Source organism: Acidovorax sp. Root219 (genome assembly GCF_001428665.1).
Classification (GTDB): Bacteria; Pseudomonadota; Gammaproteobacteria; order Burkholderiales; family Burkholderiaceae_C; genus Acidovorax.
This window is the reverse complement of sequence record NZ_LMIJ01000030.1, coordinates 112,243-137,027: the sequence shown is the minus strand read 5'-3', so window position 1 is coordinate 137,027 and position 24,785 is coordinate 112,243. Positions and strand designations below refer to the sequence as shown.

Annotated in this window: 22 protein-coding genes and 1 pseudogene; 15 read left to right on the top strand and 8 right to left on the bottom strand. The window is 67.8% G+C overall.

Annotated features, from left to right (window positions below; genetic code table 11):
* Positions 1–11 precede the first annotated feature (11 nt).
* The 5 genes from mtgA to ASE28_RS25860 are packed head-to-tail and all read right to left on the bottom strand — an operon-like array spanning position 12 to position 5,140.
* Positions 12–746 (bottom strand): monofunctional biosynthetic peptidoglycan transglycosylase, encoded by a 735-nt coding sequence (mtgA, locus tag ASE28_RS25880; protein ID WP_057269045.1) that lies wholly within the window; start codon positions 744–746, stop codon positions 12–14.
* Positions 747–771: 25 nt separating this feature from the next.
* The gene (gene aroE / locus ASE28_RS25875; protein WP_057269044.1) at positions 772–1,632 is read right to left on the bottom strand and encodes a shikimate dehydrogenase; all 861 of its coding nucleotides are present in this window, start codon (positions 1,630–1,632) and stop codon (positions 772–774) included.
* Positions 1,633–1,645: 13 nt separating this feature from the next.
* Positions 1,646–2,506, bottom strand: coding sequence for a TonB family protein (locus ASE28_RS25870; protein ID WP_057269043.1), 861 nt, complete (start codon positions 2,504–2,506; stop codon positions 1,646–1,648).
* Complete coding sequence (locus ASE28_RS25865; RefSeq protein ID WP_057269187.1) at positions 2,503–4,575, bottom strand: ribonuclease catalytic domain-containing protein; 2,073 nt, start codon at positions 4,573–4,575, stop codon at positions 2,503–2,505. The genes ASE28_RS25870 and ASE28_RS25865 overlap by 4 nt, the downstream gene beginning before the upstream one ends.
* 46 nt (positions 4,576–4,621) lie before the next feature.
* On the bottom strand, positions 4,622–5,140 hold the full coding sequence (locus ASE28_RS25860) for a pilin (protein WP_304439368.1): 519 nt from the start codon (positions 5,138–5,140) through the stop codon (positions 4,622–4,624).
* A gap of 196 nt (positions 5,141–5,336) precedes the next feature.
* Here ASE28_RS25860 and ASE28_RS25855 point away from each other — a divergent pair, with 196 nt between their 5' ends.
* Positions 5,337–6,914: a Wzy polymerase domain-containing protein gene (locus ASE28_RS25855; RefSeq protein WP_057269185.1), complete on the top strand. Its 1,578-nt coding sequence runs from the start codon at positions 5,337–5,339 to the stop codon at positions 6,912–6,914.
* Here the strand turns inward: ASE28_RS25855 and ASE28_RS25850 are convergent.
* Positions 6,897–7,481, bottom strand: coding sequence for a YqiA/YcfP family alpha/beta fold hydrolase (locus tag ASE28_RS25850; RefSeq protein WP_057269042.1), 585 nt, complete (start codon positions 7,479–7,481; stop codon positions 6,897–6,899). The two genes, ASE28_RS25855 and ASE28_RS25850, sit on opposite strands and share 18 nt — an antisense overlap.
* A 140-nt stretch (positions 7,482–7,621) precedes the next feature.
* Between ASE28_RS25850 and ASE28_RS25845 the strand changes: the two genes are divergently transcribed.
* From ASE28_RS25845 to ASE28_RS25815, 7 genes are all read left to right on the top strand, one after another.
* On the top strand, positions 7,622–9,979 hold the full coding sequence (locus ASE28_RS25845; protein ID WP_057269184.1) for an HDOD domain-containing protein: 2,358 nt from the start codon (positions 7,622–7,624) through the stop codon (positions 9,977–9,979).
* Between the two features lie 47 nt (positions 9,980–10,026).
* Entirely contained in the window at positions 10,027–11,205 is a 1,179-nt protein-coding gene (gene rodA / locus ASE28_RS25840) for a rod shape-determining protein RodA (protein WP_057201701.1), read from the top strand.
* Positions 11,206–11,301: 96 nt separating this feature from the next.
* A complete protein-coding gene (locus tag ASE28_RS25835; protein ID WP_007854175.1) occupies positions 11,302–11,637 on the top strand; it encodes a YegP family protein in 336 nt (111 codons plus the stop codon).
* Between the two features lie 76 nt (positions 11,638–11,713).
* Positions 11,714–13,198, top strand: coding sequence for a metalloprotease TldD (tldD, locus tag ASE28_RS25830; protein WP_057201702.1), 1,485 nt, complete (start codon positions 11,714–11,716; stop codon positions 13,196–13,198).
* A 146-nt stretch (positions 13,199–13,344) separates the two neighbouring features.
* Positions 13,345–13,881, top strand: coding sequence for a hypothetical protein (locus ASE28_RS25825; protein ID WP_057201703.1), 537 nt, complete (start codon positions 13,345–13,347; stop codon positions 13,879–13,881).
* 300 nt (positions 13,882–14,181) lie between these two features.
* Positions 14,182–15,303, top strand: coding sequence for a 3-deoxy-7-phosphoheptulonate synthase (locus ASE28_RS25820; protein WP_057201704.1), 1,122 nt, complete (start codon positions 14,182–14,184; stop codon positions 15,301–15,303).
* Between the two features lie 99 nt (positions 15,304–15,402).
* Positions 15,403–15,714, top strand: a complete 312-nt coding sequence (locus ASE28_RS25815; protein ID WP_057201705.1) for a hypothetical protein — start codon at positions 15,403–15,405, stop codon at positions 15,712–15,714.
* Positions 15,715–15,884: 170 nt separating this feature from the next.
* On the opposite strand, the gene mpl is transcribed toward ASE28_RS25815, so the two are convergent.
* On the bottom strand, positions 15,885–17,306 hold the full coding sequence (gene mpl, locus ASE28_RS25810) for a UDP-N-acetylmuramate:L-alanyl-gamma-D-glutamyl-meso-diaminopimelate ligase (protein ID WP_057269041.1): 1,422 nt from the start codon (positions 17,304–17,306) through the stop codon (positions 15,885–15,887).
* 183 nt (positions 17,307–17,489) lie between these two features.
* Between mpl and ASE28_RS25805 the strand changes: the two genes are divergently transcribed.
* The 7 genes from ASE28_RS25805 (at position 17,490) to ASE28_RS25775 (ending at position 24,388) form a co-directional block, all read left to right on the top strand.
* Positions 17,490–18,095: a hypothetical protein gene (locus ASE28_RS25805; RefSeq protein ID WP_057269040.1), complete on the top strand. Its 606-nt coding sequence runs from the start codon at positions 17,490–17,492 to the stop codon at positions 18,093–18,095.
* On the top strand, positions 18,092–18,670 hold the full coding sequence (locus tag ASE28_RS25800; RefSeq protein ID WP_057201708.1) for a TlpA disulfide reductase family protein: 579 nt from the start codon (positions 18,092–18,094) through the stop codon (positions 18,668–18,670). The genes ASE28_RS25805 and ASE28_RS25800 overlap by 4 nt, the downstream gene beginning before the upstream one ends.
* A 147-nt stretch (positions 18,671–18,817) precedes the next feature.
* A complete protein-coding gene (gene accB, locus ASE28_RS25795) occupies positions 18,818–19,270 on the top strand; it encodes an acetyl-CoA carboxylase biotin carboxyl carrier protein (protein ID WP_057201709.1) in 453 nt (150 codons plus the stop codon).
* Positions 19,271–19,386: 116 nt separating this feature from the next.
* Entirely contained in the window at positions 19,387–20,736 is a 1,350-nt protein-coding gene (gene accC / locus ASE28_RS25790) for an acetyl-CoA carboxylase biotin carboxylase subunit (protein ID WP_057201710.1), read from the top strand.
* Positions 20,737–20,816: 80 nt separating this feature from the next.
* Positions 20,817–21,716 carry a 50S ribosomal protein L11 methyltransferase gene (gene prmA, locus ASE28_RS25785; protein WP_057202474.1) on the top strand — a complete coding sequence of 300 codons (900 nt, stop codon included), beginning with the start codon at positions 20,817–20,819 and terminating at the stop codon, positions 21,714–21,716.
* Positions 21,717–21,762: 46 nt separating this feature from the next.
* Positions 21,763–23,439 (top strand): zinc-ribbon and DUF3426 domain-containing protein, encoded by a 1,677-nt coding sequence (locus tag ASE28_RS31645; protein WP_082608260.1) that lies wholly within the window; start codon positions 21,763–21,765, stop codon positions 23,437–23,439.
* 52 nt (positions 23,440–23,491) lie between these two features.
* A complete protein-coding gene (locus ASE28_RS25775; RefSeq protein ID WP_057201711.1) occupies positions 23,492–24,388 on the top strand; it encodes a carbohydrate kinase family protein in 897 nt (298 codons plus the stop codon).
* Positions 24,389–24,523: 135 nt separating this feature from the next.
* Here ASE28_RS25775 and ASE28_RS33250 read toward each other — a convergent pair.
* Positions 24,524–24,785, bottom strand: a pseudogene (locus ASE28_RS33250) (histone); the annotation flags it as partial.

The window sequence follows — 24,785 nt, the reverse complement described above, 5'->3', positions numbered from 1 at the left end:
TCGTTGGGTTCTCAGGGCAATTCAGCGCTGTTCATCCGCGCCAGGATGGTGCGCGTGCGCCCTGCCAGATAGGCCGATCCCGGCGTCTTCTCAAAGCGTTTGGGGGCCGGCAGCATCACAGCCAGGCGGGCCGCTTCGCTCGGGGCGAGGCGGTTGGCGCTCTTGCGAAAGTAGTGCTGGGCGGCGGCTTCGGCGCCGAACACACCCTCGCCCCATTCCACGCTGTTGAGGTAGATCTCCAGGATGCGCTCCTTGCTCAGCAGTTGCTCCAGCAGCAGCGTGAGCACGAACTCCTGCCCCTTGCGCAGCAGGGTGCGCTCGCCCGAGAGCAGCAGGTTCTTGGCCAGTTGCTGGGTGATGGTGGAGCCGCCCCGAATCTTGGGCGCGCGCTGGGGTTTTTCCGGGGCTCGGTTCTGGGCCTTGGCGGCCTGGGCTTCGGCCTTGGCGTTGCGCTCCCAGGCCTTCTCGATGGCAGCCCAGTCCACGCCGTCGTGGTTGGCGAAGCCGTCGTCCTCCGAGGCGATCACTGCGCGCTTCAAGTGGTCCGATATCTCGCCGTAGGGCATCCATTGCTGGCGCCAGCGCACCTGGCCGCTGCTGGCCAGTTGCACCCAGGCCTCGGAGCGCTGGAAGCTGGTGGATTCGGGGTTGACGACCACCATGGCTGCGATGCGCAGCACGAAGAACAGCTGCAGCGCCAGCGCGGCGAACACCACCAGGCCCAGCCAGCGCAGCACGGCTTTCATATGCGGGTTCTTTTTCTTGCCAGGTTCAGTGCTGGGGCTGCAGCGCCAGTTGCGCCTGCAACTCGGCCAGCACCTGGGATGACGGGGGACGCACGCCGCGCCAGAAGGCGAAGGCCTCGGCCGCTTGTTCCACCAGCATGCCCAGGCCATCGCGCGGCACCGCCCCATGCGCGGCAGCCCAGTCCAGAAAACCCTGGGCCGCAGGGCCGTACATCATGTCGTAGGCCAGGCCGCCGGGGCGCAGCACGCTGGCCGACACGGGCACGGCATCACCCGCCAGGCTGCTGGCCGTGGCGTTGATGACCACGTCGAAGTCGCCGGCCACGGCATCCAGCGTGCTGGCCGCGAGCTGCGCGCCGAGCTCTGTGGCCAGGGCATGGTGTGAATGCACCAGCGCCTGGGCCTTGGCCAGGGTGCGGTTGGCAATGGCGATGCGGCGCGCACCGGCCTGCAGCAGCGGGCCGAGCACGCCGGCCGCCGCGCCGCCGGCACCCACCAGCAGCACATCGCGGCCCTGCAGGGCCACGCCGGCATTGCGCGTGATGTCGGCCACCAGGCCCAGGCCATCGGTGTTGTCGGCGTGGATGCTGCCATCCGGGCGGAAGGCCAGGGTGTTGGCCGCGCCGGCCAGTTGCACGCGCTCGCTGCACTGCGTGGCCAGCCGCGGTGCTTCGATCTTGAACGGCACGGTGACGTTGCAGCCGCGCCCGCCCTGGGCTGCGAACGCGCGCACACCCTCGGCAAAGCCGTCCAGCGCCACCAGGCGCCGCTCATAGGCCAGGCGCTCGCCGGTCAATTCGGCAAAACGGGCGTGGATGGCGGGCGAGCGGCTGTGCGCCACCGGGTTGCCCATCACGCAATACAGGTCGACGGTGGCTTGGCTCATCTCGAAGGGGGGTTCAACGGACGGTGGTTTCCAGCGTCTGGTCGCGGGTGAAGCGAAAGCGCGCCACCATGGCGATCTGATCGGCCTTGGCGCGCATTTCCTGGTTGAAGGCGCCGAACGGGCCGGCGGCGCGGGCAATGGCCTCGGCCCGGCGGTCCAGCGTGGCATTGCCCGAACCCTGCACGATCTCGGTCTCCAGCACGCGGCCGTCGTGGTTCACGGTGACGATCATCGTCAGCTCGCCATAGAGCTTCTTGCCGCCCTGCTCGGGGAAGTTCTCGGTGCCCTTGTCCTCGACCTTGCGGCGCAGCGCGTCGTAGTAGATCGCATAGGCCTCTTCGCGCGTGGCGGGGCTGATATAGCGCTTCTTGGGGCGCGAGTTCTCTTCGTTGATGCGCTTTTCGATCTCGGCCAGCAACTTGACCAACTGGCGGCGCTTTTCGTCCTGCGACGACTGCTCGGCGCTCTGGCTGGGCTTGCGCGGATCGGGGGGCGGCATGCTGGCCAGCTGCTTGCGCAGTTGCGTGAGCAACTGGGTCTGCTGCTCCTGCATCGCGTCCATCTTGCGCTGGGCTTCTTCGAAATCGTCGCCCATGGCCGTCAGGGCCGAGTACGGCAGGGGGCTGGTGGCCCGGCCTTTTTCCGCATCGCCGCCGCCCGCCAGGTTGGACTGGGCGATGGCCTGGGCCTTCTCCGGGCGTTCGTTGGACTTGGCATTGACCAGGATGACTTCGAGCGGCGTGTCCTGGAACACGCGGTTGAAGCCCTCCGGGTCGATGAAGCGCACGGTGATGAGCGCCGCATGCACGGCGATCGATACGCCGAGCGCAAGCTGCAGCGTGCTGAAGGTGCGGAAGAAGGCAGGCAATTTCACGGCGTCAGATTATCAGCGCTGGCGGGCGCTTCGGCTTCGTTCATGTCCACGGCAATGGCAATCGGGCCGGCCACGGTCTCGTCGTCCTCCTCCGCCGCCTCGTCGGCACCGGCTTCGGGCTCGTCGCTGTCCAGGCGCTCCAGCACCGTGCCGTGGATGTCCAGCGTGATCTCGTCGATCTCGCCGAGCTTCACCAAGAGGCGCGCGCCGCGCGGCAGGTTCTGGGCACCCAGCACCGGGAACACCAGCGGGATATCGTCGGCCCGCACCAGGAAGCTGCCGCCCGGGCCTTCCTTGAAGACGGTGGCGGTCAGCTCCGTCAGCCCGTTCTGCTGCACGTACTTGAGCGTCCAGAAGCGCTCCATGCCGGCCTGGTAGCCGTTGTAGGCGCTGTAGGCGCCGTCGAAGCTGCTGATGATGGAGAACAGGTCGGCGTCCTTGGGCTTGAACGGTGCGGCCAGCGCCGCCGTCTTGCCGTGGCGCGCGCAGGCAATGATCTGCCACTGGTTCACGAGGTCGGTGTAGCGGCGCAGCGGCGAGGTGGCCCAGGAATAGCTTTTCACCCCGATGCCCGCATGCGGCAAGGCCTTGGTGCCCATGCGCACCTTCACGCCCGGCGCCATGCTGGCTTGGCTGCGGTAGATGCCGGGCACACCCAGCTCGGCCATCCAGCTGCCCCAGGTGCTGTTGGCCACGATGGCGGCCTCGGCCACGATCAGGTCCAGCGGCGCCCCGCGCTGGCGCGTGGTGATCTGCACCGTCTCCGAGCCGTTGGGCTCGCCGCGGTCGTTGCCCACCAGGCGGAAGTTGTAGTCCGGCCGGTTGAAGTTCTCGGGTTTGCCGCGCACCACCTCGCGCTGCGCTTTGAGGCTCTTGGCCAGGCGGAACAGGAAGGACAGTTGCTCGCGCAGCTCCGATACGCGCGCTGGCGTGCCCTCGACCTGCACGGCGGGGTCGGTCAGCCAGGCCTCGGTCACAATGTGGTCGAGCTGGTCGTGGCGCAGGTTGGCCAGCACCGGCACCCGCTCCAGGCGGGTTTCGGTGGAGAGGATCTCCAGCGTGGTCTCGTTGACGGTGACGTACAGCGACACGGCGGGGTTGGCCCGGCCTTCGTCCAGCGTGTAGATCTGCACCACCTCGTCGGGCAGCATGGTGATCTTGTAGCCCGGCATGTACACGGTGGACAGGCGCGCGCGCCCCAATTGGTCGATGGCACTGCCCGGCTGCACGGCCAGGCCGGGCGCGGCGATGTGGATGCCCAGCACCACGGTGCCCGTGCCCAGGCCTTGTACTGACAGCGCATCGTCGATTTCCGTGGTCTGCGAATCGTCGATGGAATAGGCCTGCACGCTGGCCAGCGGCAGGTCGTCCGGCGGCTGGGGGGCGGTCAGTGCCGGGAAGCCCGTGCCCTTGGGGAAGTTCTCGAACAAAAAGCGCTTCCAGTGGAACTGGTAGGCCGAGTCGATGGCGCCGGCCTTTTGCAGCAGGTCCAGGGGCGCGGTGTGCGTGGCGCGGCTGGCGTCGACCACGGCCTTGTACTCAGGCGCGTTCTTGTCCGGCTTGAACAAGATCTTGTAGAGCTGGTCGCGGATGGGCTGCGGGCATTCGCCCCGGCCCAGGGCTGCGGCCCATTCGTCGATCTGCGCCAGCACGGCCTTTTTCTTCTCGATGGCGGCCAGCGCCTGCTGCAGGATCTCGGCCGGTGCCTTCTTGAAACGGCCCTTGCCCGCGCGGCGAAAGTAATGCGGTGCCTCGTACAGGCGGAACAGCGCGCCGGCCTGCTGGACCAGGGTGGCGTTCTCGGAGAAATAGTCGCGCGCCAGGTCGGCAAAGCCGAAATCGTCCTCGGGCGCGAACTCCCAGGCCAGGTCCAGCTCGATGGTCTCGGCCACGGCCTGCGCCTGGGCCACCAGCTCGGATGGGGCGGGTTTTTCGAACTTCAACAGAACGTTGGCGGCCTTGACCTTGACCCGCTTGCCCGAATCGAGCTCGACTTGGGCCGAGCTCTCGGCTTCGGACAGGATACGGCCGGCCATGAACTTGCCGGCTTCTTCAAACAATGCATGCATGGGCGGCATTCTCCCATGGGGCGCTCCCCGTCTCTGGCGAGACGGGTCAGGATCCTGCCGGGCCCATGCAATCCAGGGGGGTGGCAATGGCCGGGATGTTCGTGGCGTTCGTCCCCTGCGCGGTCATCTTGTCCGGCACCTTGGCCTTGCCGCAGACCCAGGCAATGGGCACCTGCGGGAAATCCGGCACGATGGCCGGCCGCAGGGTCAGGATCTTGCCTGCGATGGCCTTGTTGGCCTTGTTGCCGTAGACGATGTTCACCGCCCCGCCGGCCACGGTGACCTTGGCCACGTTGGTGCTGACGATGCGGTCCTCGGGCGGCAGGCCGGCGGCGGCATTGTCGGTCGGCATGGTTTTCTTGAGCGCGTAGTGCACGGCCACCGCCTGCTTGACGAACTCGACCATGGCCTGGCCCTCCTTCACCTGGGTGCGCAGCATCCGGTCCTGGTACGAGGGCAGGGCCATCAAGGCCAGTACGGCCACGACAGCGACGACCATCATCATCTCGATCATCGTGAAGCCCTGCGGGCGATACAGGGAACAGGAGTGCTGCGGGTGGTTCATGGCGGTGGTGCAAGACCCGGTCAGGGGACGATGGGCGGGATGGGTGCAAATATAAGGGCTTGTGGGCGCTGCCGGGGTGGGGAGGGCCGGTGCCGCCGGGAACGGCCTGGCCTGCATGGCCGGATCGCCGCAGCGCGGGGGCTCTATGATTCGCGGCTTCCCTTTCCCTGCGCAACCCGCTTCCCCCGTCTTCCTGATGCTGATCGATGCCATTGCCGCACCGCTGACTTTGCTGGCAGTGGCCCTGCCCTTCCTGTTTTCCGTCACCACCCCGCCGTCCACCAATGTCTGGCCGCTGCTGGCCTCGTGGTCCTGCGCCACGCTGCTGGCGGCGCTGGCATGGCAGCGGGCGCTGCGCTCGCGCCGCCATCCGGGCCTGTGCGACGGCGGCGCCACGGCGGCGAACCAACTGGCGCTGGGGCTGCTGCTGGCTGCGGTCGTGGGGGGCATGATCTGCCTGGTGCAGTATTTCGGGGGCGATGTGGGCATGGCGCCCTGGATCAACGCCTCCACCCCGGGCCAGGCGGTGGGCAACCTGCGCCAGCGCAACCAGCAGGCCTCTCTGGTGGCACTGGGCGTGTGGGCGCTGGTGTGGCTGGTGGCGCAGTGGCATGCGCGCAGCCAGGAAGGACGGGTGCGGGCCGCGCCAGACTGGCTGATGGGGGTGGGCATCGGCTGGGCCCTGCCCATCTTGGCACTGGCCAGCGCCGCCACGGTCTCGCGTACCGGGGCCGTGCAGTGGCTGATCATCGTGGCCCTGCTCCTGTGGTGGCGTCGCTCGACCGGCCGGCTGGCACTGGGGGTGGCACTGGGCGGGATGGCGCTGTATATCGCGGGGGCATGGCTGCTGCCCGTGCTGCTGCACGCCTGGAGCGGGGTGCAGGCCGAGGACCTGTTCAACCGCTTCTCGGGCAATAGCCACCAATGCACCAGCCGGCGTGTGCTCTGGTCCAACGTGCTCACCCTGATCGCGCAGAAGCCCTGGACAGGCTGGGGCTGGAACGAACTCGACTACGCGCACTACATCACCCTGTTCCCAGGCGAGCGCTTCTGTGTGCTGCTGGACAATGCCCACAACCTGCCCCTGCACCTGGCCGTTGAGCTGGGGCTGCCGGCCGCCGTGCTGCTGTGCGGCGCTGCGCTGGCCTTCATCGTGAAGGCACGGCCCTGGAGCGAGACGGATCCGCTGCGCCAACTGGCCTGGGGCATCCTGGCCATCATCGGCGCGCACAGCATGCTGGAGTTTCCGCTGTGGTACGGGCCCTTCCAGCTGGCGGCCTTGCTGGCGCTGGTGCTGCTGTGGCCGCGCCGCCGCCCGGCCGAGCCCCCTTCGCCGGCAGTGCTGGGCGCCACGGCCATGGTTCTGGTGGCGGGTGCCCTGCTGATCGCCTGGGTGGCGCACGACTACCATCGCATCAGCCAGCTCTACAAGGTGCCTGAGCGGCGCGACCCGGCCTACCGTGACATGACCCCGGCGACCACGGCCCCCACGCTGCTGTTCTCGGACCAGGTGGATTTCGCCCGGCTGCCGGCCATGGCCCTCACCCCGGCCACGGCCCAGGAGGTGTACGCGCTCTCGGGCGAACTGCTGCACTACTCGCCCGAGCCCCGCGTCATCGAGAAGCGCATCGAAAGCGCGCTCATGCTCGGCCGGGACGACGAGGCGGCCTACCACCTGCGCCGCTACCGCATCGCCTACCCCAAGGACCATGCGCGCTGGCTGAACAAGGGGACGCCGGCCTCGCGCGCGTCGAATTCAAAGCCGCAGGAATGAGTCCACCAGAGGCAGGTGCACCTCGAAACCGCTGAGTGCATGGTCGCCGCCGTCGAGCAGTTGCAATTGCGCCGCCGGGTAGCGTGCCACCATTTCGCGCCAGTCCAGCACCTCATCGCCCTTGGCGATGATGGCCAGTTCGGGGCCTGCGGGTGGTTTGCCGCGCACATCCAGGGCCTGCAGCTCGCCGATGTACCCGGGCAAAAAGAAGAAGCGCTCGGCCGGGTCGTGCCAACTGGTCTGCTCGCCGATGTAGCGTGCCAGGTCGCGCGCCGGGTCCACCGCAGGGTTGAGCACCACGCTCGGACAGGAGAGGTGCTGCGCCACCCAACTGGCATAAAAACCGCCCAGCGAGGAGCCGACCACCGCACTGGAGGCTTTGGGCCAGTGGGCCACGGTCTGCTCCACCAGGTCCATGGCCTGGCGGGGCGAGGGCGGCAGTTGCGGGCACCAGAAATGCACGCCAGGGTGCCGGCTTGCCACATGGGCGGCCATCTGCCGCGCCTTGGCCGATTGCGGGGAGGAACGGAAACCGTGCAGATAGAGAAGGTGGGTGGTGCGGTTCATGGATGGAGGCGGCCGAAAAGCGTGTAACAAGCGCTCAGGGCAGGGGAATCACTGCGTTGGGACCCCTTGCACGGGCATAAGATGTTGCAAAGTGTATGCCGCAGCCTGCGATACCGCGCCCCGCCCTGATTCTCCCGACCATGACCGATTTTGCGCCGCTTTCCCCCGCCCGCCGTTCCGCCTGGGTGGTCGGTGACCGGGTGCCGCCGCCCCAGGGGCGGTTCGAGCTGCAGCAGGTGCTGGTGGCCAACGGGCAATTCACCCAGTGGCGGGCGCTGGACCGGCGCGGGCAGCGCCCGGTCACCATCCGGCAGTGGGCGGTGGCGCCGCCACCAGCGGCGGCCGCACTCGAGCGCTGGCTTGAGGCCGCCGAACGGGCCACCCACCTGAACCATGCCTTCATCGTGCCCGTGCTGGAGGCCGACGTCCTCGCGCGCCAGCCCTACATCGTGCACGAGCAGATGCTGGGCCCTACGCTGGCCGAGCACCTGGCGCGCCAGGGCCGCTGCACGCCGCACGATGCCGTCGCGCTGGTGGTGGACCTGCTCGATGCGCTGGAGGCCGCACATGGGGCGGGTGTGGTGCACGGCCGGGTGGACCTGGACCATGTCGCCATGGACCCACAGCGCCACGCGCGGCTGCTGGGCCTTGGCTGGCATGCCCCGGCGTTGGCTGCCGGGGAGGCATCGGCCAGCGCGGCAGACGACGTGCGCTCGGCCGCCCGGGTGCTGGTGCACCTGCTCACCGGCAGCCCCTGGGTGGGCGCCGCCGAGGCGGGGCGCGCCCTGCCCGCCGTGCTGATCGACGCCCTGGACGAGGGCTTGCGCACCCTGCTGCAGCGCGCCCTGGGCCTGGATGGCGCCGCGCCATTCGCGGGTGCCACCGAATTGCGCGATGCTCTGCGTGCCTGGGCGGCGCCCGCCAGCGCGCCCACGGCGGCCAGCAATGCCACGCTCGATTTCCTGCTGCGGCGCATGCGCCACAAAAGCGATTTTCCGGCCCTGTCCGACTCGGTGACGCGCATCCAGCGCGTGGCGCATTCCGAGGACGACAGCATCAGCGACCTCACGCACGAGATCCTCAAGGACGTGGCGCTGACCCACAAGCTGCTGCGCCTGGTCAACAGCGTGCACTACGCCCATGCGGGGCGGGGCACCATCAGCACGGTATCGCGCGCGGTCAGCCTGGTGGGTTTCAATGCCGTGCGCAACATGGCCATGAGCCTGGTGCTGCTCGACCACATGCAGGACAAGGCCCATGCCGACCAGATGCGCGAGGAGTTCCTGCGCTCCATGATGGCCGGCTCGGTGGCGGCCGAGCTGTGCGGCCCGGGGCAGGGCGCCGAGGAGGCCTTCATCGGCGCCATGTTCCAGAACCTGGGGCGCATGCTGTGCAGCTTCTACTTCCCGGAGGAGGCGCAGGAGGTGCGCCGCATCCTGGCCGGCGGCCGGCTCGACGGCGGGGAGGAAGCCGCCGCCGTGCAGGTGCTGGGCCTGGGTTTCGAGGACCTGGGCACCGGGGTGGCGCGTGTCTGGGGCCTGCCCGAGAGCCTGCAGCGCTGCATGCGCAAGCCCCTGGGGTCGCCCGCCCAGCGCCCGCCCGAGCAGGGCGTGGAGCGCCTGCGCTGGGTGGCGCTGGCGGCCAACGAGGTGGCCGACATCCTGCTGCACAGCGACCCCGCGCGGCTCGAAGAGCGCATGCAGGGCGTGGGCACGCGCTACAGCCGCACCCTGGCCCTGTCTCCCGCCGCCATTGCCGAGGCCGCCTTGCGCGCGCGCCACAAGCTGGTGTCGCTGGCCGAAACCCTGGAGCTGCGGGTGCCGCCGGGCACGCCCGCCGCCCGCCTGCTCCAACTGCCACCCCCGGCGGATGGCGACGCGGCCGTGCCGGAGGATGCCCTGGCGCCCCATGAACTCGGGATCGGCGAGGTGCAGCCCCTGCCCGCCGTGCTGGCCTCGCAGGCCGGCGGGGCGGTGTCGGTGGCCCAGGTCAACGAACTGCTGTCCGCCGGCGTGCAGGACGTGACCAATGCCATGGTGGACACCTTTGCGCTCAACGACGTGCTGCGCATGATCCTGGAGACCATGTTCCGTGCGCTGGGTTTTCGGCGCATGGTGTTCTGCCTGCGCGACGCCCGTACCGAGGTGCTGGTGGGTCGATTTGGCCTGGGCGAGGGCAGCGATGCCGCAGTGCGCGCGATGCGAGTGCCGCTCAAGGTGCCGGGCGACCTGTTCGCTGCCGTCTGCCTGCGCGCTGCGGACACGCTGATCAACGATGCCACCGACCCGCGCATCCACGCGCGCCTGCCCGAGTGGTACCGCACGGGGCTCAATGCGCCGTCCTTCCTGCTGCTGCCCCTGCAGTTGAAGGGCCAGACCTTCGCACTGATCTATGCGGACCAGTCGGTGGCCGGCGGCATCGTGGTGGACGACAAGGCCCTGGGGCTGCTGCGCACCCTGCGCAACCAGGCGGTGATGGCCTTTCGGCAGGCGGGTTGAGGCGGGGTTGCCCGCCCGGCGGCTGGCCTGCACCCGATAATCGGGGGATGGCCGCCGTTTTTGAAAAGCCCTCCCTTGCCCAGCGCTTCACGCCCCTGTTCCGCGGGTTCGATCTGCCGTTGGTGCTGATCATCATGCTGCTCGCGGGTGCGGGCCTGCTGGCCATGTATTCCTCGGGCTACGACCATGGAACCCGGTTCATGGACCATGGGCGCAACATGCTCATCGCCAGCGCCATCCTGTTCATGGTGGCCCAGGTGCCGCCCCAGAAGATCATGGTGTTTGCCGTTCCGCTCTATGCGGCGGGGGTGGCGCTGCTGATCGCGGTGGCGCTGTTCGGTATCACCAAGAAGGGCGCGCAGCGCTGGGTGAACCTGGGCATCGTCATCCAGCCCAGCGAAATCCTCAAGATCGCCATGCCGCTGATGCTGGCCTGGTGGTTCCAGAAACGCGAAGGCACCTTGCGGCCACTGGACTTCGCGGCAGCGGGGCTGCTGCTGGCCATTCCCGTGGGGCTGATCATGAAGCAGCCCGACCTGGGCACCTCGCTGCTGGTGCTGGCGGCGGGGCTGTCGGTGATCTTCTTTGCCGGCCTGCCCTGGAAGCTGGTGCTGCCGCCGGTGCTGATCGGCGGTGCCGGCATCGCCGTCCTGGTGCTGCTGGGCGACCAGCTGTGTGCCGACGGGGTGCGCTGGGTGGTGCTGCACGACTACCAGCAGCAGCGCATCTGCACCCTGCTGGACCCCACGCGCGACCCGCTGGGCAAGGGCTTTCACATCATCCAGGGCATGATCGCCATCGGCTCGGGCGGCGTATTCGGCAAGGGCTTCATGGCCGGCACGCAGACCCACCTGGAGTTCATTCCCGAGCGCACCACCGACTTCATCTTTGCCGCCTTCTCCGAGGAATTCGGCCTGGCGGGCAACCTCTTCATCATCACCTGCTTCCTGCTGCTGGTCTGGCGCGGGCTGGCCATTGCCATGGGCGCCACCAGCCTGTTCGGGCGCCTGATGGCGGGGGCCGTGTCCATGATCTTCTTCACCTACGCCTTCGTGAACATGGGCATGGTCAGCGGCATCCTGCCGGTGGTGGGCGTGCCGCTGCCCTTCATCAGCTATGGCGGCACGGCCATGGTCACGCTGGGGCTGGCACTGGGCATTCTGATGTCGGTGGCGCGCTCGCAGCGCGCGGACCCCAAGGACGCACCGCCCGCCATGCAGGCATAGCGCGGGGACGGGAGCGGGGGCTTGCGCCATTGCCACGGCGGGCGCTTGGGGTTACAAGGGGCTCTACTGTTTCGACAACCCCACGGAGGTGCTCCCATGGCGTCCAAGTTCGAGCTCAAGAAGTCCAGGAACGACAAGTTCGTCTTCAACCTGCTGGCTTCCAATGGCCAAGTCATCCTCACGAGCGAGTTGTACGAATCCCGGGCCAGCGCTCTGAACGGCATCGAATCGGTGCGCAAGAATGCGGCCGACGATGGCCGCTACGGCCGCCTGTGCGCCAAGGACGGCTCGCCCTACTTCACCCTCAAGGCCGGCAACGGCCAGGTCATCGGCCAGAGCCAGCGCTACTCGGGCGAAAAAGCGCGCGAAGCGGGGATCGAATCGGTGAAGGCCCATGCCCCCGATGCCGTGGCCGACGACCAGAGCGCCTGACCCCACCCGCTGCCTTGCAGGGATGGTCGGTGCCCCTGCGCCGCACGGGGCCTGCCCACGCGCCTAAAATGGCTGCATGACCTTCAGCTCCTCTACTGCCGCGCCCCAGCGTGCGTCCACCACCCAGCGCATCGACGTTGCCCGGCAACTGCTTCTGGCACCCTTTGGCCTGGATGAAAGCCATCTGGCGCGCGCGCTGGCCGAGATCCGCACGCACCAGGTGGACGATGCGGACCTGTACTTCCAGTACACGCGCAGCGAAGGCTGGAGCCTGGAGGAAGGCATCGTCAAGACCGGTTCCTTCAGCATCGACCAGGGCGTGGGCGTGCGTGCCGTGAGCGGCGAGAAGACGGCGTTTGCCTATTCCGACGATATTTCCGAGGCCTCGCTGCTCGACGCCGCGCGCACCGTGCGCACCATCGGTGCGGCATCGCAGGCCGGCCGGGTGAAGGTGGCGTCGCAGAAGATCGCCACCAGCCGCAGCCTTTACCCTGGCGTGGACCCGATCGCCACGCTTGACAGCACGGCCAAGGTGGCCCTGCTTGAGCGCCTGGAAAAGCGCGCCCGAGCCAAGGACCCGCGCGTGGCCCAGGTCATGGCCGGCCTGGCCAGCGAATACGACGTGGTGCTGGTGGCGCGTGCCGACGGCACCCTGGCCGCCGACGTGCGCCCGCTGGTGCGCCTGTCGGTCACGGTGATCGCCGAGCAGAATGGCCGCCGCGAAATGGGCTCGGCCGGCGGCGGTGGCCGCTTCGGCCTGGCCTATTTCGACGACGAGCAGATGGGCCAGTATGTGGACGAGGCCGTGAACGCGGCCCTGGTCAACCTCGAATCGCGCCCGGCCCCGGCGGGTGAGATGACCGTGGTGCTGGGCTCGGGCTGGCCCGGCATCCTGCTGCACGAGGCCATCGGCCACGGGCTGGAGGGTGACTTCAACCGCAAGGGCTCTTCCGCGTTCAGCGGCCGGATCGGCCAGCGCGTGGCGGCCAAGGGCGTCACGGTGCTGGACGACGGCACCATTGCCGACCGCCGCGGTTCGCTCAACGTGGACGACGAGGGCAATGCCAGCCAGCGCAACGTGCTGATCGAGGACGGCATCCTTAAGGGCTACATCCAGGACTCGCTCAACGCGCGCTTGATGGGCGTTGCGCCAACCGGCAACGGCCGGCGCGAGAGCTATGCCCATATCCCCATGCCGCGCATGACCAACACCTACATGCTGGGCGGCGACAAGGAGCCGGCCGAGGTCATCGCCAGCATCAAGAAGGGGCTGTATGCCTCCAACTTCGGCGGCGGCCAGGTGGACATCACCTCGGGCAAGTTCGTGTTCTCGGCCAGCGAAGCCTACTGGGTCGAGAACGGCAAGATCCAGTACCCCGTCAAGGGCGCGACCATCATCGGCAGCGGCCCAGAATCGCTCAAGAAGGTGACCATGATCGGCAACGACATGCGCCTCGATAGCGGCGTGGGCACCTGCGGCAAGGAGGGCCAGAGCGTGCCCGTGGGCGTGGGCCAGCCCACGCTGCGCATCGAAGGCCTGACGGTCGGCGGCACGGCTTGATTGCGGCGCGGGAGCGTGGGCCGCTGTTGCGCGGCTACACCATCCGCGCCCTCCATGGCCCGCAATTGGCCGGTCTTCACCCGCCAAATCGCATGCCTGGGGCTTGCACTTAGCCGCGCAGGGCCTGCGCGGCGCACAATCTCTCCATGCCTGCCACGCGCCCCAGTCTGCAGCACACACTCCAGTCGTTTGGCGACATCAGCCGGTTTCTGCGCGAGAGCGTGGCCGACGAGGATTCGCGCCAGTTGCGCGACAGCCTGAGTGGCCTGTCCAACCACATCGACGAGGCGGTGCGCACGCGCCGCACCAGCACCGATACGGCGGCCATCACGCGCCGGGTGGTGAGCCTGTCGCACTGTGCGCGCGAGCACCAGCTGTTCCTCACGGGCCTGGGCTCGGCCTGGCATGCGCTCTACGAGTTCGGCGCCTACCAGCGCGCCCTGCGCGAGCTGCGCAATGCCGTCACCGCATGGCAGCAGGCGCTGGAGCAGCGCAATACCCGCGAAAGTGCCTGCTTCGACCAATTCGAGCTGCTCGCCTGGCGCACGCTGGGCGAGGCCTTGCTGCTGGTGGACATGTATGAGCACCAGAGCGAGCCGGTGAGCGAGCTGCCCGGCGACGAGCCGCCACCGCGCTCGGCATTGCAGCGTGCGGCCGCCTGGCTGCGGCGCTGGAGAAGTTGATCTCCGGCTGGATATTTCAGCCCCTCGCGTCGTCCCGCATCGCCCTGCAGGCCGCCGTGGCGTTGCAGCTTCGCAACGCACAGGGGTTGCTGCAATGCGGCAAGACTGTGCTACATTGAATCCCATGCAAGTTCGCAGCGCGTTTTATTTTTGGTTTTTTATCTCAGTCCCCGGCGGATGAGAGGCGAACGCGCAAGCACACACAACCTCCCCATACCAACCGCCGACGCTGCAAAGCCCGGCGGTTTTTGTTTTTCTGCCCTCCCCATTTCCATCCATCCAGCCCACGAGGAAGACAACATGACGGCCCACACCAACCCCACCAGCGATTCCTGGTACCGCAGCGTCGAGAAAACCAGCCAGACCGACGACGAACGTATCAAGGACATCACCGTGTTGCCTCCTCCAGAGCATCTGATCCGCTTTTTCCCCATCAGCGGTACGCCGGTGGAAACGCTGATCACCCAGACCCGCAAGAACATCCAGAACATCATGGCCGGCGAGGACGACCGCCTGCTGGTGATCATCGGCCCCTGCTCCATCCACGACCCGGCCGCCGCGATCGAATACGCGCGCCGCCTCAAGGCGGTCCGCGAGCAGTACAAGGACACGCTGGAGATCGTGATGCGCGTGTACTTCGAAAAGCCCCGCACCACGGTGGGCTGGAAGGGGCTGATCAACGACCCCTACCTCGATGAGACCTACCGCATCGACGAAGGCCTGCGCATCGCACGCCAGTTGCTGATCGACATCAACCGCCTGGGCGTGCCCGCAGGCAGCGAGTTCCTGGACGTGATCTCGCCCCAGTACATCGGCGACCTGATCTCCTGGGGCGCCATTGGCGCACGCACCACCGAAAGCCAGGTGCACCGCGAGCTGGCCTCGGGCCTGTCGGCGCCCATCGGCTTCAAGAACGGCACGGACGGCAACATCCGCATCGCCACCGATGCCATCCAGTCCGCCAGCCGCGGCCACCACTTCCTGTCGGTGCACAAGAATGGCCAGGTCGCCATCGTCAACACCAACGGCAACAAGGACTGCCACGTCATCCTGCGCGGCGGCAAGGCCCCCAACTACGACGCCGAGAGCGTGGCCGCCGCCTGCAAGGACCTGGAAGCCGCCAAGCTGCCCGCCACCCTGATGGTGGACTGCAGCCATGCCAACAGCAGCAAGCAGCACCAAAAGCAGATGGACGTGGCACGCGACGTGGCCGGCCAGATCGCCGGCGGCTCGCGCAGCGTCTTCGGTCTGATGATCGAAAGCCATCTCACGGCCGGCGCCCAGAAGTTCACGCCCGGCAAGGACGACGCTGCTGCGCTGACCTACGGCCTGAGCATCACCGACGCCTGCCTGGGCTGGGACGATTCGCTGCAGTCTTTGGCCGACCTTTCGGCCGCAGTGCAAGCCCGCCGCGCTGCCTGAGCAACTACCTGCGTGTAAGCTTCTGGCCATTGAGGGCCCTGTCCGCTGACCAAGTGCAGCGGCGGGGCCTCCCACCCCTGCTTACAGAAAGACATCCCCATGCACAGCGAAGTCTCCGTCCGCCTGGCGGGCAACCAGGAATTCCGCTTCGACCTCGCCAACGCGGAACCCATGACCCATGAGGAAGGGCGTCGCTGGCTGGACGATCAGTTCACCAGCCTCGATTGCGAACCCCTGCGCGCCAGCGGCAAGGTGCTGCTGGCCGACAAGGTGCTCACCGTGGCGCAGGCGGCCGGCAGCCCGCTGATGGGCGATGTGCAGTGGTCGCGCGACTTCGCGCGTGCCGCCAGTGCGGCCCTCGCCAGGCCCGTGGTGCGGGTGGACGTGCCCGCCATGGCCGTGACGTTCTAAGCACCCCCTGAGTCGCTTCGCGCCTTCACCCCTCTCTCATATTGCTTCGCAATCTGGGAGGGGGACGCCCCCAGCGCGGCGGGGCGGCCCTTGCGCGGGGGCACTGGCTTGGGCTGTGCCAGTATTTCAGGCTGACAGCACTTCAGAGAACTGAGATCAAGGCGGTGGAACTACCGCGCTAGCGCCTGCAGCAGGCGCGCATGCACGCCGCCAAAACCGCCATTGCTCATGCACACGATGTGGTCCCCGGGCCGCGCTGCGGCGCTGACCTGGGCCATCAGCGTGTCGATGTCGGGCGCGGTCTGCGCGCGCTGACCGGGGCCCACGCCCAGGGGGGATAGCGCGTCGGCGGCGTCCCAGTCCAGCCCCGCCGTGTGGCAGAAGGCCAGGTCGGCGGACTCCAGCGCCCAGGGCAGCTGGCTCTTCATGGCGCCGAGCTTCATGGTGTTGCTGCGCGGCTCGAACACCGCCAGGATGCGTGCCGTGGGGCCCAGGCTGCGGCGCAGGCCATCGAGCGTGGTGCGCAGCGCGGTCGGGTGGTGGGCGAAATCGTCGTACACCGCGATGCCGTTCACCGTGCCGCGCAATTCCATGCGGCGCTTGACGTTCTGGAACTGGCCCAGTGCGCGCGCCGCCTGTTCGGGCGCCACGCCCACATGGTGGGCTGCGGCGATGGCGGCCAGGGCATTGAGCTGGTTGTGCACGCCGGTCAGCGCCCACTCCACCCGTGCCACGGTACGGCCTTGCTGCACCACGTCGAACGCCTGGGGCTCGCCCATGGCGGCAAAGTCGCCCACTGCCGTGCCGAAGCTGCTCACGCTGCTCCAGCAGCCGGCGTGCAACACGCGCGCTAAGCTTTCTTCCAGCCCGTTGACCACCACACGGCCCGAGGGCGGCACGGTGCGCACCAGGTGGTGGAACTGGCGCTCGATGGCGGCCAGGTCGTCGAAGATGTCGGCGTGGTCGAACTCCAGGTTGTTCAGCACGGCCGTGCGTGGGCGGTAGTGCACGAACTTGCTGCGCTTGTCGAAGAAGGCGGTGTCGTATTCGTCGGCCTCGATCACGAACAGCGGGCTGACACCCAGCGGGCCATCGCCGGCATGGGGCCGCGCGGCCGCGCCCAGGCGCGCGGACACGCCGAAGTTCAGCGGCACGCCGCCGATCAGGAAGCCGGGCTGCTGGCCCGCGCTTTCCAGGATCCAGGCCAGCATCGAGGTGGTGGTGGTCTTGCCGTGCGTGCCGGCCACGGCCAGCACATGGCGGCCCTGCAGCACATGCTCGGCCAGCCACTGGGGGCCGCTGGTGTAGGAAAGGCCGGCGTCCAGGATGGCTTCCATCAACGGGAACTTGGGGCTCCCATCGGCCAGCCGGACCCGGCTGACCACGTTGCCGACCACGAACATGTCGGGCTTCAGGGCCAGTTGCTCAGGTCCGAAGCCTTCGATCAGCTCGATCCCCAGGGCGCGCAACTGGTCGCTCATGGGCGGGTAGACACCCGCGTCGCAGCCTGTGACCCGGTGCCCCGCCTCGCGGGCCAGGGCCGCAAGGCCGCCCATGAAGGTGCCGCAGATGCCCAGTATGTGTATATGCATGGGCGACGATTCTACTTTTCAAACGCAAGGTCCCACGCCGCAGGGTTGGCCTGCCTGGGGAGCTATGAAATTGATAGTCTTTTGCCCGCCATGGCCCTGTGGGCGGCTGTGCCGTGGGGGCATGCGGGCCACCCCGACGGCGCGTTCGCGCCACAATGGAGCCTCCACTGCCTGGTTTGCGCCATGAACACACCTCTGAGTGCCGAAATCGCCAACACCACCGCCCGCATCGTCGTCGAGGAAGGGATGGAGTGGGGCCCCGCCAAGCGCCGCGCGCTGCGCGAAATGGGCCTGCCTGCCCGAACCCCGCTGCCCGGCAACGACCAGGTGGAGGAGGCCGTGCGCGAGTACATCGCCCTCTTTTGCGCCGACACCCAGCCGCGCGAACTGCGCGCGCTGCGCCAACTGGCCCTGGTCTGGATGGAGCGCATGGCGGCGTTTCGCCCGCATCTAGGCGGTGCCGTTTGGCACGGCACGGCCACCCGCCTGTCCGACATTTACCTGCAGTTGTTCTGCGATGATTCCAAATCTGCCGAAATTGCGCTCATAGATCACCATGTGGACTACGAGCCGCGCACGGTGTCCGGTTTCCATGGCGAGTCGGTCGAGGCCTTGAGCCTGGGCAGCAAATCGCCTGAACTGGGCGAGATGATCGGAGTCCATCTGCTGATCTATGACCTTGATGACCTGCGTGGAGCGCTGCGGCCCGATGCCAAGGGGCGCTCGCCCCGCGGTGACATCACGGCCGTGCGCCGCCTGCTCCAAGATACGGAAACCCCTGCTCCATGACGACCCCCGCTCCCGAGATTTCGCCCGCCACGTCCCCTGGCACCCCCTCCGATCCCGCCCGCCGCCGCTGGCTGTATGCGGGTGTCGCCGGCGCAGCCGCCGTGGGGGGCGCAGGGGTCGCGTGGTGGAAATTCCAGCCCCATGCCATGGAAAGTGGGGCGGAAAAGGCCTTGTGGGCCCTGGAGTTCGAAACGCCGGACGGCGCCACCCTGCCGCTGCAGCGCTTTTTGGGCAAACCGCTGCTCATCAACTTCTGGGCGACCTGGTGCGCCCCTTGTGTCGAAGAGCTGCCCATGCTCAATGCCTTTTACCGCGAACATGCGCCCAAAGGCTGGCAGGTGGTGGCCCTGGCCATCGATCAGCCGTCTTCTGTGCGCAAATTTCTCACCAAGCTGCCTCTGGAATTCCCGGTCGGGCTGGCCGGCATGCAGGGCACGGATCTGGGGCGCTCGCTCGGAAACCTCACCGGAGGCCTGCCTTTCACGGTGGTCTTGGGTGGAGAGGGCCGGGTGCTGCACCGTAAAATGGGCCAGGTCACGGCGCAGGATCTGCAGCAGTGGGCGGCCCTGCGCTAGGCAGGACGGGCCATTGGCGCCCTTTATTCCGGGCCTGAATGGCCTTTTGACGCTCTGGCGTTCATCAAAATTGTGGCCCAAAGACGGGTATAGGCCGAATTTGGAGTAAATTCGCGCCCTGTTCAGTTTTTAGCCGTTGGAGCTTTCATGGATCTGCGAAAACTCAAAACCCTCATCGATCTCGTGTCCGAGTCGAATGTGTCCGAACTCGAAATCACGGAGGCCGAGGGCAAGGTCCGTATCGTCAAGAGCGGCGGTGCCGTGGTGCAGCAGTATGTACCAGCGCCCATGCAGCAGCAGGCGCCTGCCCAGGCCGCTGCCGCCCCAGTGGCCGAACTGCCCGCACCCACCCCTGCCGCGCCCGCAGGCCATGTGGTCAAGTCGCCCATGGTCGGCACCTTCTACCGCTCATCCAGCCCCGGCGCCAAGGCCTTTGTCGAAGTCGGCAGCCAGGTCAAGGAAGGCGAGACCATCTGCATCATCGAGGCCATGAAGATCCTCAATGAGATCGAGGCCGACAAATCGGGCACGGTCACCCGCATCCTGGGCGAAAACGGCCAGGCCGTGGAATACGGGCAACCGCTGTTCGTGATCGAATAAGGCGCGCATGTTCAAGACGATTCTTGTTGCCAATCGGGGCGTTCTTGCCAAAGGCAAGGCGAAGCAAATTGCACTGGCACGCGCCAGCGTGCGGGCGATGAGCCGCGAGACAGCCTATGTTTAAAAAGATCCTGGTCGCCAATCGCGGCGAAATCGCCCTGCGGATCCAGCGCGCCTGCCATGAGCTGGGTGTGAAGGCCGTGATGGTCTACTCCGAGGCCGACCGCGACGCCAAGTACGTCAAGCTGGCCGAAGAGGCGGTGTGCATCGGCCCCGCGCCCTCGTCGCTGTCCTACCTCAACATGCCGGCCATCATCTCGGCCGCCGAAGTGACCGACGCCGAGGCCATCCACCCCGGCTACGGCTTCCTGTCCGAGAACGCCGATTTTGCCGAGCGCGTGGAAAAGAGCGGCTTCCAGTTCATCGGTCCCACGCCCGAGTCGATCCGCATCATGGGCGACAAGGTGTCGGCCAAGCAGACCATGATCCGTGCCGGCGTGCCCTGCGTGCCCGGCTCCGAAGGCGAGCTGCCCGATGACCCGGTGCAGATCCGCCGCATTGCCAAGGCCGTGGGCTACCCGGTGATCATCAAGGCCGCAGGCGGCGGCGGTGGCCGCGGCATGCGCGTGGTGCACACCGAGGCTGCCCTGGTCAATGCCGTGCAGATGACCAAGGCCGAGGCCGGCGCTGCGTTCGGCAATCCTGCGGTGTACATGGAGAAGTTCCTCCAGAACCCGCGCCACATCGAGATCCAGATCCTGGCGGACAAGCACCGCAATGCGGTCTACCTGGGCGAGCGCGACTGCTCCATGCAGCGGCGCCACCAGAAGGTGATCGAAGAGGCGCCGGCCCCCGGCATCCCGCGCAAGCTGATCGAGAAGATCGGCGAGCGCTGTGTGGCCGCCTGCAAGAAGATCGGCTACCGCGGTGCGGGCACCTTCGAGTTCCTCTACGAAAACGGCGAGTTCTACTTCATCGAGATGAACACCCGCGTGCAGGTCGAGCATCCGGTGACCGAGTGGATCACCGGCGTGGACATCGTGCGCACGCAGATCATGGTGGCGGCGGGCGAGAAGCTGCCCTTCACCCAGCGCCAGATCGAGATCCGGGGCCATGCCATCGAATGCCGCATCAACGCGGAAGACGCCTACAAGTTCACCCCCTCGCCAGGGCGCATCACCACCTGGCACCCACCGGGCGGGCCGGGCGTGCGTGTGGACTCGCATGCCTACACCAACTACTTCGTGCCGCCGAACTACGACTCGATGATCGGCAAGATCATCGTGCACGGCGATACGCGCGAACAAGCGCTGGCGCGCATGCGCACCGCGCTGTCGGAGACGGTGATCGAAGGCATCAACACCAACGTGCCCCTGCACCGCGAGCTGATGGTGGACGCCAAGTTCATGGCTGGCGGCACCAACATCCATTACCTGGAAGAGTGGCTGTCCCAGCACAAGCGCTGAGCCAGCACCGGTGGTTGTTCAATATGCTGGCCCCTGGCAACGGGGGCCGGCATTTCATTTTTTCTGAGAGGCCTGCGCCCATGTTCGAGCTGATGCTGATGTGCCCCGAAGACCGGATCGAGCCGGTCAGTGACGCGCTAGACGCGCTGGATGCGCTGAGCGTCTCGGTGGAAGACGCCGATGCGCAGACCGATGCCGAGCAGGCCCTGTTCGGTGAGCCCGGCATGCCGCCACCCAAGGACGGCTGGCAGCGCAGCCGCGTCGTGGCCCTGTTCCCGACCCGCGAGGCCGCCAGCGAGGCGCAGCAGCTGCTGTCGGTGCAGGACTTCTTCGAGGGCTGCCAGGTGCTGGGTATGGCCGAGTTGGCCGACCAGGACTGGGTGCGGCTCACGCAATCGCAGTTCACCCCCGTGGACATCACGCCCGATTTCTGGATCGTGCCCACCTGGCACGAGTTGCCCGCCGAGGCTGTGCGCAGCATTCGGCTGGACCCGGGCCTGGCCTTTGGCACCGGCACCCACCCCACCACGCGCATGTGCCTGCGCTGGATCGCCCGCAAGGGCGCCACCGGCGAAGGCGCGGCTGCCTTCGGCCGCGTGCTCGACTACGGCTGCGGCTCGGGCATCCTGGCCATTGGCACGGCCAAGTTCGGTGCCACCGACATCGATGCCGTGGACATCGACACGGCGGCCGTCGAATCGACGGTACTGAACGCCGAGGCCAACGGTGTGCAACTGCGTGCCGGCCTGCCCGACAAGGCCAGCGGCCAGTACCAGACCGTGCTGGCCAACATCCTGGCCACGCCACTGCGCGTGCTCGCGCCCCTGCTGTGCAACCATGTGGCGCCCGGCGGCCACCTGGTGCTGGCGGGCATCCTGGCGCGCCAGGCCGAGGAGCTCAAGGAGGCCTACGCACCCTGGGTGAAGCTGGAAGTGGCGGACACTGAGGACGGTTGGATCCTGATGACCGCATCGCGTTGAAGCATGGCGCGGTGCGGCTTGCGCCGCACCCTACAATCGACCGCAGATGAGCCAGATCACACGCTGCCCGGCCTGCGCGACCCAATTCAAGGTGGTCGCCGACCAGCTGCGCATTTCCGAGGGCTGGGTGCGCTGCGGGCAGTGCAAGGAGGTGTTCGACGCGGCCGCGCACCTGGTGGCCGCACCGCCCCCGCCGATGCTGCCCGACGTCTCGCTGACCGACACCCGCCCACCACCGGTGGTGGTTGCACGGCAGCCCGAAGCGCGCGGTGCCTGGGGGGTGTTCGACCCGCCGGCGAGCCAGGCGGCGGGCCGCGTGTCCCAGCCTGCGGCGCCCGCTGCGGCGGCGGGTCCCGGCGGCACGGCTGGCCAGGTGTTCGATATTCCCGCACCCACTGTTCCAGCGTTCCTCTCGGCTGCGCGCGCGCCTTCCACTGCGCTCAGTGCCGATGATCTGAGCCTGGAGCCCTTGCAGACCTTTGGCTGGCGGGCGCCGTCCGTACCGCCATTGCTGCCACCCCGGTCGGCACCCGCTGTGCCCCCTGCTGCGGCCATACCACCGCCAGCGGCATTCGTGCCTCCGCCGCCACGCGAGGAGAGCCGTGTGATGCCCGGGCTGGCCGCGTCGCTGCTGGCCGACCTGGCCCCTGTGGCCAGTCCGGCCTTGCCCAGGGGGATGGATCCGGCTGCCGAGGGCATGGCCGTGCCTGCCGGCTACGAGCTGCCGGTGGCGGAATTTTCCGACTCCCTGCCCGATGGCGAAGATGACGACAATGGGCCCGACACGGAGATCATGTCCTTGCCGGAAGAGGGGACGGGTGATGACGCCGCCTACCCCGCCCTGGATCTGCCCACCCCGGCGGCCAGGCGCGCAGCGCTGCCAGCGCACGATGAGGACGACGACCACGATGATGGCGTGCCGCTGTTCGGCCCCGCTGCGGCAGCGCCTCAGCCCATGCTGCCGGTGGCCGCGCCCGAATCTGCGCCCCGGCGCACGCCCGTGGCGTCGCAGCCACCCTCCAGCGGGTTTTCCGAATCCATCACGCCTTTTCCCGATCCGGATTTCGAGCTGATGCCCGATCCGGTCTTTCCGGCATCGGCACCAGCGCTCCCCCGATCCGAGCCCGCCGGTGCTGCGCGTGGGCGCTCGGCGGCGACCGCCCTGGATGCCGATGAGGACGATCTGCCCGCCGGCCACCCCGATGCCGAGGAGGTGAGTTTCGTGCGGGCTGCGCGGCGCAAGGCCTTCTGGCGCCGGCCACTCGTGCGCTCGCTGCTGGCGCTGGTGCTCTTGCTGCTGCTCGGGGTGCTGGCCGTGCAGGTTGCCGTGCAGGAGCGCAACCGCATCGCCGCGATGGACAGCAGGGCGCGCCCCTGGCTGCAGCAGCTGTGCACGCACCTGGGCTGTACGCTGGCCCCCCAGCGCCAGATTGCCGATGTGGTGATCGACAGCTCGTCCTTCAACAAGGCGCGTGGCGATGGCTACCTGCTGTCGCTTACCGTCAAGAGCCGCGCCACGATACCGCTGGAAATGCCGGCGGTGGAGCTGACCCTCACTGATGCCCAGGACCAGCCCGTCTTGCGGCGCGTGCTGCTGCCGGCCGATCTCGCGGCGCCCGTCGAACTGCCTGCGCGCGGAGAGTGGAGCACCTCGGTCTCGGTGGTGGTGACCACGGGCGCCTCGCGGGTGTCGGGCTACCGGCTGCTGACTTTCTACCCCTGATCCCACCGGGATCGCGGGCCTCTCTTTCCAACCCTTCACTCTCTTCCCACCTATGGCTGCCCTTATCTGTGGTTCCCTGGCATTCGACACCATCATGACCTTCGAGGGACGCTTTGCCGAGCAGATCCTGCCCGAGCAACTGCACATCCTCAACGTGTCGTTCCTCGTGCCCTCGCTGCGCCGCGACTTTGGTGGCTGCGCCGGCAACATCGCCTACAGCCTGAAGCTGCTGGGTGGCGAGCCCCTGCCCATGGCCATGCTGGGCAGTGATGCTGCGGACTACCTGCAGCGCCTGGATACCCTGGGCATCAGCCGCCGCTTCGTGGGCCAGGTGGAGGATGTGCACACCGCGCAGGCCATGATCATGACCGACCGCGACAACAACCAGATCACGGCCTTCCACCCGGGCGCCATGATGCAGGCGCATGCGAATCGCATCGAATCCGGCGACGGCATCCGCCTGGCCATCATCGCGCCCGATGGCCGCGACGCCATGATCGAGCATGCTGCGCAACTGGTGGCGGCCGGTGTTCCCTTTGTCTTCGATCCGGGCCAGGGCCTGCCCATGTTCAATGGTGCCGAGCTGTCGCGCTTCATTGAGCAGGCGACCTGGGTCACGGTCAACGACTACGAGGGCAAGATGCTCAGCGAACGCACGGGCTGGAGTCTGGCCGAGATCTCGCAGCGTGTGGACGGCCTGGTGGTGACGCTGGGTGGCGAGGGCTGCGAAGTCTGGATCAAGGGCGAGAAGACGCTGGTGCCTGCCGTGGTGCCTGCCGCCATCGTGGACCCCACGGGCTGCGGCGATGCCTGGCGTGGTGCGCTGCTCTTCGGTCTGGAGCGTGGCTGGCCGCTGGTGCAATGCGCCGAGCTGGGCAACCGAGTCGGGGCGCTGAAGATCGCACAGCGCGGCCCGCAAAGCTACACGCTGGACTTTCAGCCTGCGTGAGCTTAGCTTGGTGCCGTGCGTGCGTCGCCTGGGGTGGCGCACGGCGCCAAAGCGCCGACCAGCGCTTTGCGTCCGGGCATAAAAAAACCCGGTGCCGAAGCACCGGGTTGAGCGCAAAGCGCGTAAGGCAAAGACTTACGGCTTGGTGCCCGTGGGGAAGGGCCATGCTGCCTGAGGGTTCAGCGTGGTCTGCGCTGCGGGAGCGGCTGCGGCTGCAGCTGGCGCAGGGGCTGGGGCCTTGGCCGCTTTCTTGGCAGGAGCTGCCTTCTTCGCGGGCGCAGGGGCGGCGGCCTTCTTCGCTGCTACGGCCTTCTTGGCAGGAGCGGCAGCCTTCTTGCTGGGCGCAGCTGCCTTCTTGGCAGGAGCGGCAGCCTTCTTGGCGGGTGCAGCTGCCTTT

Excerpts from the sequence above, each read along its gene's own strand:
- mtgA (WP_057269045.1), bottom strand. The coding sequence starts at position 746 with ATGAAAGCCGTGCTGCGCTGGCTGGGCCTGGTGGTGTTCGCCGCGCTG.
- aroE (WP_057269044.1), bottom strand. The coding sequence starts at position 1,632 with ATGAGCCAAGCCACCGTCGACCTGTATTGCGTGATGGGCAACCCGGTG.
- ASE28_RS25865 (WP_057269187.1), bottom strand. The coding sequence starts at position 4,575 with ATGCATGCATTGTTTGAAGAAGCCGGCAAGTTCATGGCCGGCCGTATC.
- ASE28_RS25860 (WP_304439368.1), bottom strand. The coding sequence starts at position 5,140 with ATGAACCACCCGCAGCACTCCTGTTCCCTGTATCGCCCGCAGGGCTTC.
- ASE28_RS25855 (WP_057269185.1), top strand. The coding sequence starts at position 5,337 with ATGCTGATCGATGCCATTGCCGCACCGCTGACTTTGCTGGCAGTGGCC.
- ASE28_RS25850 (WP_057269042.1), bottom strand. The coding sequence starts at position 7,481 with ATGAACCGCACCACCCACCTTCTCTATCTGCACGGTTTCCGTTCCTCC.
- ASE28_RS25845 (WP_057269184.1), top strand. The coding sequence starts at position 7,622 with ATGACCGATTTTGCGCCGCTTTCCCCCGCCCGCCGTTCCGCCTGGGTG.
- rodA (WP_057201701.1), top strand. The coding sequence starts at position 10,027 with ATGGCCGCCGTTTTTGAAAAGCCCTCCCTTGCCCAGCGCTTCACGCCC.
- ASE28_RS25835 (WP_007854175.1), top strand. The coding sequence starts at position 11,302 with ATGGCGTCCAAGTTCGAGCTCAAGAAGTCCAGGAACGACAAGTTCGTC.
- tldD (WP_057201702.1), top strand. The coding sequence starts at position 11,714 with ATGACCTTCAGCTCCTCTACTGCCGCGCCCCAGCGTGCGTCCACCACC.
- ASE28_RS25825 (WP_057201703.1), top strand. The coding sequence starts at position 13,345 with ATGCCTGCCACGCGCCCCAGTCTGCAGCACACACTCCAGTCGTTTGGC.
- ASE28_RS25820 (WP_057201704.1), top strand. The coding sequence starts at position 14,182 with ATGACGGCCCACACCAACCCCACCAGCGATTCCTGGTACCGCAGCGTC.
- ASE28_RS25815 (WP_057201705.1), top strand. The coding sequence starts at position 15,403 with ATGCACAGCGAAGTCTCCGTCCGCCTGGCGGGCAACCAGGAATTCCGC.
- mpl (WP_057269041.1), bottom strand. The coding sequence starts at position 17,306 with ATGCATATACACATACTGGGCATCTGCGGCACCTTCATGGGCGGCCTT.
- ASE28_RS25805 (WP_057269040.1), top strand. The coding sequence starts at position 17,490 with ATGAACACACCTCTGAGTGCCGAAATCGCCAACACCACCGCCCGCATC.
- ASE28_RS25800 (WP_057201708.1), top strand. The coding sequence starts at position 18,092 with ATGACGACCCCCGCTCCCGAGATTTCGCCCGCCACGTCCCCTGGCACC.
- accB (WP_057201709.1), top strand. The coding sequence starts at position 18,818 with ATGGATCTGCGAAAACTCAAAACCCTCATCGATCTCGTGTCCGAGTCG.
- accC (WP_057201710.1), top strand. The coding sequence starts at position 19,387 with ATGTTTAAAAAGATCCTGGTCGCCAATCGCGGCGAAATCGCCCTGCGG.
- prmA (WP_057202474.1), top strand. The coding sequence starts at position 20,817 with ATGTTCGAGCTGATGCTGATGTGCCCCGAAGACCGGATCGAGCCGGTC.
- ASE28_RS31645 (WP_082608260.1), top strand. The coding sequence starts at position 21,763 with ATGAGCCAGATCACACGCTGCCCGGCCTGCGCGACCCAATTCAAGGTG.
- ASE28_RS25775 (WP_057201711.1), top strand. The coding sequence starts at position 23,492 with ATGGCTGCCCTTATCTGTGGTTCCCTGGCATTCGACACCATCATGACC.